Source organism: Propionivibrio sp. (genome assembly GCF_049316945.1).
GTDB lineage: Bacteria > Pseudomonadota > Gammaproteobacteria > Burkholderiales > Rhodocyclaceae > Propionivibrio.
Genome location: NZ_JBMOJE010000161.1, coordinates 1 through 9,177 on the forward strand (window position 1 = coordinate 1; position 9,177 = coordinate 9,177).

The 9,177-nt window shown below is 50.5% G+C and carries 16 protein-coding genes; 12 read left to right on the plus strand and 4 right to left on the minus strand.

Going from position 1 to position 9,177, the window contains the following annotated elements; genetic code table 11:
• Nucleotides 1–325 precede the first annotated feature (325 nt).
• The 8 genes from ACOYNV_RS23300 (at nt 326) to ACOYNV_RS23335 (ending at nt 4,108) form a co-directional block, all read left to right on the plus strand.
• Nucleotides 326–649: a hypothetical protein gene (locus ACOYNV_RS23300; protein ID WP_422902201.1), complete on the plus strand. Its 324-nt coding sequence runs from the start codon at nt 326–328 to the stop codon at nt 647–649.
• A gap of 122 nt (nt 650–771) precedes the next feature.
• Nucleotides 772–948 (plus strand): hypothetical protein, encoded by a 177-nt coding sequence (locus tag ACOYNV_RS23305; RefSeq protein ID WP_422902202.1) that lies wholly within the window; start codon nt 772–774, stop codon nt 946–948.
• 69 nt (nt 949–1,017) lie between these two features.
• On the plus strand, nt 1,018–1,299 hold the full coding sequence (locus ACOYNV_RS23310) for a hypothetical protein (protein WP_422902203.1): 282 nt from the start codon (nt 1,018–1,020) through the stop codon (nt 1,297–1,299).
• Entirely contained in the window at nt 1,296–1,622 is a 327-nt protein-coding gene (locus tag ACOYNV_RS23315) for a hypothetical protein (protein ID WP_422902204.1), read from the plus strand. Before ACOYNV_RS23310 ends, ACOYNV_RS23315 begins: the two co-directional genes overlap by 4 nt.
• A gap of 154 nt (nt 1,623–1,776) precedes the next feature.
• Complete coding sequence (locus ACOYNV_RS23320) at nt 1,777–2,199, plus strand: hypothetical protein (RefSeq protein ID WP_422902205.1); 423 nt, start codon at nt 1,777–1,779, stop codon at nt 2,197–2,199.
• 245 nt (nt 2,200–2,444) lie between these two features.
• Nucleotides 2,445–3,278: a DHHA1 domain-containing protein gene (locus ACOYNV_RS23325; RefSeq protein WP_422902206.1), complete on the plus strand. Its 834-nt coding sequence runs from the start codon at nt 2,445–2,447 to the stop codon at nt 3,276–3,278.
• 8 nt (nt 3,279–3,286) lie between these two features.
• The gene (locus ACOYNV_RS23330; RefSeq protein WP_422902207.1) at nt 3,287–3,667 is read left to right on the plus strand and encodes an endonuclease/exonuclease/phosphatase family protein; all 381 of its coding nucleotides are present in this window, start codon (nt 3,287–3,289) and stop codon (nt 3,665–3,667) included.
• A gap of 3 nt (nt 3,668–3,670) precedes the next feature.
• Complete coding sequence (locus ACOYNV_RS23335) at nt 3,671–4,108, plus strand: hypothetical protein (RefSeq protein ID WP_422902208.1); 438 nt, start codon at nt 3,671–3,673, stop codon at nt 4,106–4,108.
• Between the two features lie 123 nt (nt 4,109–4,231).
• On the opposite strand, the gene ACOYNV_RS23340 is transcribed toward ACOYNV_RS23335, so the two are convergent.
• Together ACOYNV_RS23340 and ACOYNV_RS23345 are read right to left on the minus strand one after the other, a co-directional pair.
• Nucleotides 4,232–4,396, minus strand: a complete 165-nt coding sequence (locus ACOYNV_RS23340; protein ID WP_422902209.1) for a hypothetical protein — start codon at nt 4,394–4,396, stop codon at nt 4,232–4,234.
• A 14-nt stretch (nt 4,397–4,410) separates the two neighbouring features.
• On the minus strand, nt 4,411–5,346 hold the full coding sequence (locus tag ACOYNV_RS23345) for a hypothetical protein (protein ID WP_422902210.1): 936 nt from the start codon (nt 5,344–5,346) through the stop codon (nt 4,411–4,413).
• Between the two features lie 260 nt (nt 5,347–5,606).
• Here ACOYNV_RS23345 and ACOYNV_RS23350 point away from each other — a divergent pair, with 260 nt between their 5' ends.
• Together ACOYNV_RS23350 and ACOYNV_RS23355 are read left to right on the plus strand one after the other, a co-directional pair.
• Nucleotides 5,607–6,026, plus strand: coding sequence for an IS1096 element passenger TnpR family protein (locus ACOYNV_RS23350; RefSeq protein WP_422902211.1), 420 nt, complete (start codon nt 5,607–5,609; stop codon nt 6,024–6,026).
• An 83-nt stretch (nt 6,027–6,109) separates the two neighbouring features.
• Nucleotides 6,110–6,556, plus strand: a complete 447-nt coding sequence (locus tag ACOYNV_RS23355; RefSeq protein ID WP_422902212.1) for an inorganic diphosphatase — start codon at nt 6,110–6,112, stop codon at nt 6,554–6,556.
• A 40-nt stretch (nt 6,557–6,596) separates the two neighbouring features.
• Here ACOYNV_RS23355 and ACOYNV_RS23360 read toward each other — a convergent pair whose 3' ends face one another.
• Entirely contained in the window at nt 6,597–6,998 is a 402-nt protein-coding gene (locus ACOYNV_RS23360) for a type II toxin-antitoxin system MqsA family antitoxin (protein WP_422902213.1), read from the minus strand.
• A 2-nt stretch (nt 6,999–7,000) separates the two neighbouring features.
• On the minus strand, nt 7,001–7,399 hold the full coding sequence (locus ACOYNV_RS23365; RefSeq protein WP_422902214.1) for a type II toxin-antitoxin system MqsR family toxin: 399 nt from the start codon (nt 7,397–7,399) through the stop codon (nt 7,001–7,003).
• 606 nt (nt 7,400–8,005) lie between these two features.
• Here ACOYNV_RS23365 and ACOYNV_RS23370 point away from each other — a divergent pair.
• Nucleotides 8,006–8,257: a hypothetical protein gene (locus tag ACOYNV_RS23370; RefSeq protein WP_422902215.1), complete on the plus strand. Its 252-nt coding sequence runs from the start codon at nt 8,006–8,008 to the stop codon at nt 8,255–8,257.
• Nucleotides 8,258–8,536: 279 nt separating this feature from the next.
• Nucleotides 8,537–8,905, plus strand: coding sequence for a DUF6876 family protein (locus ACOYNV_RS23375; protein WP_422902216.1), 369 nt, complete (start codon nt 8,537–8,539; stop codon nt 8,903–8,905).
• The last annotated feature ends 272 nt before the right edge of the window (nt 8,906–9,177 follow it).

Genomic DNA, 9,177 nt, shown 5'->3' on the forward strand with positions numbered 1-9,177 from the left:
TTGTCTTAATTGGAATTTAAAGCGTCTGTCTTCAAATTTAGTTATCGGAGACAAAAGAGTTTTCCTGTCTTACTGCCATCAATCAACTCTGCTACAGGGTTCTGCACTCCCAGAAGAATATTATGACGTTGCGTACCAGCCTGAAAATCGTACTATAATCGTCCTCTTGGTGCAGTGCAGCATTTGACGTATCTCTTCATTCGCCTCCTCCATGAGGCGGGTTGAATCCAAATAAGGGAGAAGACGAATAACCATGCGCAAACGATGCAATCGTGTTTCCCGACCTGTCTCGCGACTGGTTCCCCAGCCCATTCACTCGGATCTCATGCTCGGCTCCCACTTGCATCTGGAAATGGTTTTGACGCAACCGGCTATGTTGGATTACATGTATTCGGTGATGGGTGTTTTTAATATTGCTTTTGTGCTGGCGTATCTGCAAAACAACGTTCCGATCATGCGCCAGTTCGAAACCGCTCAGTTGACCCTGATGCGGCTTATCCAGGAAATGCGCTGCCCAAATCAGGATGAGGGAAATTCCATCCGCCAATGTTTCAACCAGGCCGATCGATTTATCGGAAGTCAGAGCAAGGCTTCGTTGGTACGGGCCATCGAGTTGGTGGATCATGTTGCAAGTAAGGATGAGAATTGATGCTTGGCCCGTTGATCGGCGAATACCTTAGACCGTGGAAATTGGTGACTCGCATTTAAAATGCCTTATTTTTAGCAGCAAAGAGCAGTTGTATCGGCTGTTTAAATGCAAGTCGTCTTTTGTTGATTAATTTTAGACAAAAGATACGACTGACCCTTGCCATCGGGTTGGGGTTGTTGCTGGTTGGAGCAGATTACTACGATGCGCCCGACTGGGATTACCCCATCAGCTTCATCATGGCGATCCTAACCTACCTGACCCGAGACGAGACGCAAGCCCTGGCATTAATGCCGGGGTAAGTCGAGATGCTGGGCTTTTGTCTCCTCTCAGGTCTTTTACACAAGCTCCTTCCTTAAGGGAGGAGACGAATGACGGCACCTTGGGCGGTACAGGCCTTCAAGTCTCTCCACTGGAAGAAGATGCTCCTCGGGCTATTCTTCTACTATTTCACCGTTGATGGGGGCTACTGGCTGTATTGGTATGCCGTAAAACCAGAAGCCTTGGTCATGCGGGAAGCGAACTTCTACGCATCCTCCTGCCTGTACTGGCTTTGCGGATTCATCTGGCTGCACAATGGATCGCTGAAAGAACTCTTGGCCAACCCGGTGATTGTGACTGCGCAGATGGCTCGCTCGGTAAAATCGAAATGACCGGATATCTTAGGCTGCTTGCGTTGCGGAAATGGATTGTTCGACTCGTAGGCGCCGCATTCGTACTTTACGTCGCCTATTTCGCCTACTCGATGGCGACAGGAGAAGAACGAATGACGGATGTTTGCAATCAGATCAAACCCGGCATGACCACCGACCAGCTACTGAAGTTGGCGGAAGAAAATGGTCTCGGGCCGCGAAAGCTGAACGTAGGAACGAAGTTGGCGTACCTGGCCGAGGTAAGAAGTTTTGGGCGGCATGCATGCAGGGTTGAATTGGACGCGGGGATTGTGAAGAGCGCGACCTACAACTACGCTGACTGACGGTGCTACCTGTTCGACGAATCGACGCGTCCATGAATCGGCCTGACAAGCGTTCCCTTTTCAGCGTTAAGATGTAGCGCTGGTGGTGACGGGTTGACCGGACCGGACAGCGTCAGTCTTTTCTTTCTATTGATTTTCTGCGGAGAATGAAGGAATGCTAAAAAAATTCACGTTGGTGCTCTTCCTGGGCCTGGCCCCCTTCGCCGTCCATGCCGCCAAAGCGGTTCCCAATGTGCTCGGCAGTTGGGTTGGGCTGTCCAATAGCGCGGTCATCGGTGCAGGGCAACATCACCCCGAAGGAAACGAAAACGAAATTCGTTTCAGGCGCGTTGAATTCACGCTCACCATCGATCGGCAGGAAGGGCGGAATTTTTCGGGGATGTTCACCACCGCCAGCCACAAGGAGCCTGTCGTTGGCGCCTTTGCCGCCGATTTGAAATCGGGCGTTCTGGCCGATATGGATGGTCAGATGTCGTTCCGACTGGTCGGCAAGAACCGCATGGACATGTGCTATACGCATACGGGCGTCGCCAATACGTCCAGGGTCGCGGCCTGCAACGAACTGGTGCGCAAATAGCGGGCAATAAAATTCGGTGGCAGCGCGAGTGTGCAGGCTGTAACGTGAGTATCCGATTACCGAGGCTGACTTTATATAGGGCAATGCAACATGCAATCTACATTCATGTTGTTGCGCTATGATTTGTTTGAGTCTGTCCAACTCCGGACACCGACAGTACTAAAGATGGTGGAAGCAGCCAGACAATACCGACCACTGACAGTACTGAAACCCTACTATTGAGCGTCCGCTGTTCATCTTTGGCCATGACTAAGTCCCTATCCCCAATCATTCTGTATCACGCCAACTGCTACGATGGTTTCGGTGCCGCCTACGCCGCTTGGGTGTATTTAGGTGACAACGCCGAATACCGACCGATTCAATATGGCGACTCTGTTCCTCTAGAACCGCTGATTGGACGACAGGTCTTCATCCTTGATTTCAGTTTCAGTCCTGATACCATTTTGGCCATGTCGCAAATCGCCACGCAGGTCACCTTGCTCGACCATCACAAGTCGGCTGCAGAGCAATGGCAAGGAGTCGTGCCCCCCTTGAATGCTGAAATTACGTTCGACATGAACCGCTCGGGCGCCCAGATGAGTTGGGATCACTTTCACCCCAGCGTCTCCCGCCCCATTCTCATTGATCATATCGGCGACCGCGATCTGTGGCGGTTCGATTTACCGGACACAAAAGCGTTTTGTGCAGGACTTAGCATCCAGCCCACAACATTTGAAGTATGGCAGAGGGTCACGCCAGAAGCGATCATTGCAAGTGGCCGCGTTATCCTCGACTACCAACGGTGCCAGGTCGACGGAGCAATGAATCGTGACCTACGCTCAGTAACATTAGCGGGGCACCAAGGTCTCGCCGCCAATGTCATCAACAACACTTCAGAAGTCGGCCATGAGATTGCAAGGCGCTCCGGAACTTTCAGCCTGACGTTTTTCATCAAAGGGGATGACGTTATTTGTAGCTTGCGAAGCGTGGCACCATTTGATGTCAGCGAGATCGCCAAGCACTATGGTGGTGGCGGACACGCCCAAGCGAGTGGATTCACAATGCCGATAAACCAATTTTTCAGTGAAATCTGGCGGTGAATAACAACATGAGCGTTAAATTTCGAATTGCGACTTGGAACCTTGATCACCCGAAACATGGCAACCATTTTCCAGAACAAATGAAGAAGTTGGCGGAGATCTCCGCTCACATCGTTGTTTTGACCGAAACAAGCCCGGGTGCGGATCTTTCCCACTTGGGATACGAAGGCGTAAGTTCGCTCCCATACCGGCCATTTAAGAACTCGAAAAAAGAACGAAACAGTTCCGCAATCTGGTCAAAATGGCCGATTGAGTGTGCCCTCGGCACTTACGATGACGAAACGGCTACTTGCGCCATGATCAAGGCACCGTTCGGGAGCCTTCTGGTCTATGGAACCATTCTGACTTGGCGAAACGATCGTTGGCCCGATGAGACTGGAGCGCCTTAGTCTTTGCATGACAGAGAAATTGAGCGCCAAGGCGGCGACTGGAAGCGATTACCCGTCCCATTTCCGGATGAGCGCCAAGGAGGCGACTGGAATCGGATTCGCAATCTATACTCGGACTTGCCATTCGTTGTTGCTGGTGACTTTAACCAGGTACGAGATGGTAGTAAGAAGGGAACCTATTTCTCTCCTAAAGGAAAAACCCTCCTAACTACAGCGTTGGAGAAAAATAACCTCAGCTGTCTAACGGAGGATGACTTTGGGAAAAAAGGCGAACTCACTGCGTGGGACGAGACTGAGGACTACAGGCACAACGTTGACCATATCTGTGTGACTATGGGGTGCTTTAAGGAACAGCAGTCTGGTGCTTGGAACAACTTTACTGATAGCCATAAACTAACCGACCATAACGGAGTATTCGTTGATTTGCTGGTTGGATCGTAGGCGCTAATGCGACATGAGACGGCTTAGGGTGCTGCCGGTGGTACTCTAAGACCCGCTGACAGGATTGGGCCGGCTACCGCCAGTGGTCAAATAATTCAAGTCATTTCAAAGGCATCCCACCCTTCAAACACTTGGATCAATTCTCCACAGTTCCTCCGCACGCGCAAGCGCCCCCCTCACAAACCGCTCTTGGGGGAATCCCTCAATCATGATTCGCAGCTTCTTTAAAGCGATATCCCTGCATTGGGCGATCTCGGCGGCTTTGAGCATCAAGTTGTAGGCCTTCATGACTTCACCCGGTGTTACTTCGTAACCACGGCCGGCACAGATCCAGTAAAGCGCCAGTAAAGCGCAGATAGTCCGCTGTTCAAGGCGAAAAACGGCTCCGTTTCGGCGAACTCCTCAGCGGTGCGGATCAGGGTGCGGTGATCAACAGGTGATTTCTGCGCTAGTTTTAATGCCAAGTCGTACAGCTTCGCTCCCTTGGCTGCGGCAAACCACTTGCCTTCTTCGCCCGGTGTGCTGGCCACCAGGTCATTCAGAATGGCTTCCGCTTTCTTGCCTGGATATTTCCGACAGATTGCTCGAAATGTAGCCAGGTAGGTGCCGGATTGATTGGCGGCGAACGCATAGCGCTGATAAGCCTCGTCTGTCTGACCAGACGGCAGGAGAATGGCTTCGCAGGTTTCTGCGATGTGCTCGAATGGCACATTTAGCCCCTGTGATGCCTCCGCATATCGCAATGCATCGGCATTCTTTCCCATCGCGGCAAATGCTTTAACGCCCCATTGGCGATACGACCAAGAAAGGTAGGGGGCCTTCTCCAGCAAGGCGAACAATTGATCGTGCCGCCCAGCGGTGACCAGAGCCGACAGGCACATGGTCGTTCCGTGGAAGAAACCGTGGTTCTCACGGGTGCTATTCCAGTTGGCGCCGACGGTTTCTGCCAGGCAATCGGCCCACTCCGCCGCGAGTTCTGGCGAAGCACGAAGCTCGCCCCAATAGTCCCCGAGGATCTCGATATACGGGACTTCCTCTTCGGCATGAGCCTGATAAAGCTGTTCCAGCCATTTGCGGCGGGTAGGTATGTCGGTCGGAGCGTTGGCGATGATTGGTACGAGAACATCGATGGCCCGATTGACGGCAGATCCGATGGCGCCGGATGAACTGTCGATGTTCTGGAGATGGCGAGAGTTTTTGCAGGAACAACACCGCGCCCTCAGCGCCGAGAATCGCATCTTTCCGAGCCACCGCCTTGATTTCCGAGAGTGCCTCTTTGATGCGGGCTATGGCCGGATCTGAGCGCCAGCCGAATGCGCCTTTACGAAAACGGGGTGCGAACTCCCAGGAATGCTTGCTTGCGGCCATCTCTATCTAATCTCTCTGCACCCCTTAGGAATCAAGGCACTATTGTTCGTCGGCAAGTTCTGATATTTTCAGACAGTCCAGACCGACCGGTCTGGCGAATGATTTCCATGAATTGAAAACAAGGCACACAATGATCTTAACTCTCAAAGTAACACTGCTGTCCGGCAGTTATGCAAACGGCCCATGGGAAGGAATGATTGAGATTGATTCCTCTTCAACGCTGGATGAACTTCATCTTGCCATTCAAAAAGCAGTCAATTTTGACAATGATCACATGTATGAATTCTACATCTCACGAACCGCACGAAGTGGCAATCGGGTTCGTTTTGATGATGAAAATGGTGAAGTTTTCAGTACAGCTATAGAAGATCTGTATCCACTTCCCGACAAGAAGAGCTTGTATTACTTTTTTGATTTTGGAGACAACTGGCTTTTCAAAATCACAAAATCAAGAAAACGTGACCAAGAGCCATGCCAAGGTATCGAGTATCCAAGGTTGGTTCTCGAAACAGGAGTAAAGCCAGACCAATATCCTGATTGGGAAGAGTGAATTGCCTCGCCTGGTGGCCAACACAGATGGGCACGATGAGGCGAGAGTTTAAATTGACAGCGCCAGAACCTGTGGAGGTCGAAGTGGTGATTGAGATTCCACGAGGCAGTTTTCTCAAGCGCGGATCCAATGGCCAAGTCGATTTCATTTCTCCGTTGCCGTGTCTGTACAACTACGGTTCCGTGCCAAATTTCTTGGGGCTCGATGGCGATCTGCTTGATGCTCTGGTACTTGGTCCCAGGTTGCCGCTTGGCACGCGCATTCGGATCAAAGCATGGGGAGCGGTGATGATGGCCGATCGTGGAATGACCGACGACAAGCTGATTTGCTGCGAACACTCTCCCAGCATGCGTGAGCGCGAAAATGTACTGCTGTTTTTTCGCTTCTACGCGAAGTGCAAGGGGCTCCTGAATATTTGGCGTCGCCGCCCTGGGCGCAATGCTTGTGATGGATGGTGCGAGGTGACTGAAGCGCTTGCTCGCGCCCGGCCGCGAGATGATTCATGGAAGGGAGCACCCATTGAGTTCTGACTACAGTTGCCGGGAATGCTATTGGTTGGAGCTGCCTGTATTAGGCGGCTCTGACCTCATTGAGTAAGTCGGGGTGACGATCCAGCACCTTGAGTAGCTTCACCAGAGCCAACGGCGGTTTGGTTTTGCCATTCTCGTAGCGCGAAAAGGCATTGATGCCGCCGCCAAAGATTTCTGCAGCTTCGCGCTGATCAAGCGCGAGTTTCTTGCGCACGTTGGCGATAAAGCCAGGATCAACAATCGCTGCATTTACTTGCTTGGAGAAGGCACGCATTTCGCGCATGACGCGATCCGATTCTGCCGCGATCAAAACCGACTCTGTGCAGGCAGGGCAAAAGTCCCCTGTCACCGCCGCAATGATGGTGGTTTCACCTTTGTAGGTGTAGGGAATATCTCGGGTGTCGTGGATCAGTTCCGCCGCGCCGCAAACAGGACATTTCATACTTATAACTCCTTGAAGGACACAATCAGCAAGTCAGTGGAAACGCAAAGTCTTGTATCCATGGAAAGAAACGACGTGTTGCGCCCTGCGAAATCCACTGCATTCTCTTCTTGGAATAAAGAAGGCAGCAACATGTCATCAATGACCGTTAGCTTCAGATACACGTCGCCCGCCTGCGTGCGTGGGCGATACACGTCTTGCCAGACCGTGTGATCGGCGTGCGTGGTCATACTCTTGTGAAAGTCCGCTGGCGTGAGCGCCACTACCACGGCCAGCACGTCGGAGAAATCAAACCCCAATTCATTCGCCCCGGCTCGCGCCGCTTGGGTGGTGCGTACCTTGCCAGCCGCGATCAAGGCTTTTATAACTGACAGTTTGCAATGCGGGGTTTGTTTCTCCATAGACTCACTCTAACCTACTAGGTTTAATTTGGCAAGTTGGTTAGTCGCAAGGACTCATACATTCCCAACTAGCAGACTGTCGGACTTAAGAGTTTCATGTATGCCATAAGCAAGCTAATGATTTAATGGTTGTTTTGTAAAACTTGGCGGACGTTGAAAATTCTTTTAGAGCGTATTTTTGGCTTAAATCTCGCATAAATATGCCTAAAGCATTGCTTTGCGAGTCCTGTGGATATTACAATTATTGTAAGTGTATGTTTTTTAATCAGAAGTTATTCATTGTTAAGTCCGACAGGCTGCTAGGTTTTGGATAAATCGGACGTTTGGCTTGCTGGAAGGTGAGGCCCAACGCTAGATTGATAGCCGAAAATTAACGTTGCGAACTTCCGGCCACCGAGTCGTGAAGCATCAGAATGAGGTCAGCCAGCAGACCTTGGCGTTTCAAGTAGCCAATGATCAGCACCCGGACATTCCTTTTTTAGGGCATCCGATTTTCGTGATTGCTTTAACAGTGGCGTTATAACGATGACAAATCGAGTTTGATGAGTGAAATCTGCACTTGCACAGTATAAAATAAAAGCTAGTTAGGTGATTGATGGAGGGGCGATGATTTATCCGATAAGAAATGTTGGTGACTACATTGCCGACCTTGCAAAACAAAGTGGTGTAACTTACAAACGGTCCCCTTATGATGACTTGGCTGAGGTTATTACGCGTCTGTCAGGTGATGAAGTCGAAATGGATGAAAATGAATTTCTTCTTTTTGCTCTTCAGCGGGCCGGTGTCATGACCACGAAAGACGTGATTGCTCTGCAACTAAACTACCTGCGGGAAAAAATGAATGTCCATGCCATTTGAAATGATTGATGAAGGTGATTTGTGACCATAATTAATCACAAAAATCGGCTACCATTTTTTAAATTTCCGAAGCTATTGTAAACCTCAACGAAAGTCGTTAAGCTTTCAACTTCATGACGAACTCCATCAAATCCTTCCGCCTCTGCACCATACGTCCGCTCCTATAAAAAAGGCCGCGGAACTCCCCCTTTAGCATCACCCAACACAGCTCCGCCGCCCATCAAACGGGCCTGCACTCAGGTGCTTGTCTTTCAGCAAGACAAATAAGCGGAGCTTCAAATGCCAAAACAAAAAATTGACTCGGCGCAACTACGCGCAGAACTAGCCAACTTCACCGGCACACAGGAATGGCATCGCCATTCTCTGGTCCGAAGCATGTTGATGACCGACGGCGTCATGCACATGGCCGAAGCAGCCGGCGTTTTCTGGCTCTTGGATATCATCGCTTTCGAAATTTTCCGGCTGCAAAAAACAGAACCATTCCTTTCAATCACTCTCGATGTGCTTGATGGAAAGGGCGAACTCAAAGTCACGGACGGCAACGATCGCCAACTCTACAAAAGGCACATCCCATTTACCGACTGCCCACCTGGACGATGGGGTCTCTACTTGTGTGACAAAGTTTTATTGTTGCCATCCGAGTATTAAAAATGGTCCAAATTAATGAGATGTTTTTAGCCATTGAAGCCGATGAGATGGGGCTTTCCAGGATTTTTTTGGTTCAGCCAAGGTTGCGTTTGGATCACCTTCATCTCGATCTTTTTCGGCAATTTCAAATGACGGGTAAATGGAGAGAAAAATGAGTCCGGATCTCGATAAAAAATTGTGTGAAAAATACCCAGCACTGTTTAAAGATCGGTATTCGTCCCCTCAACAAACTGCGATGTGCTGGGGCTTTCCAGGGGATGGATGGTTCGCCC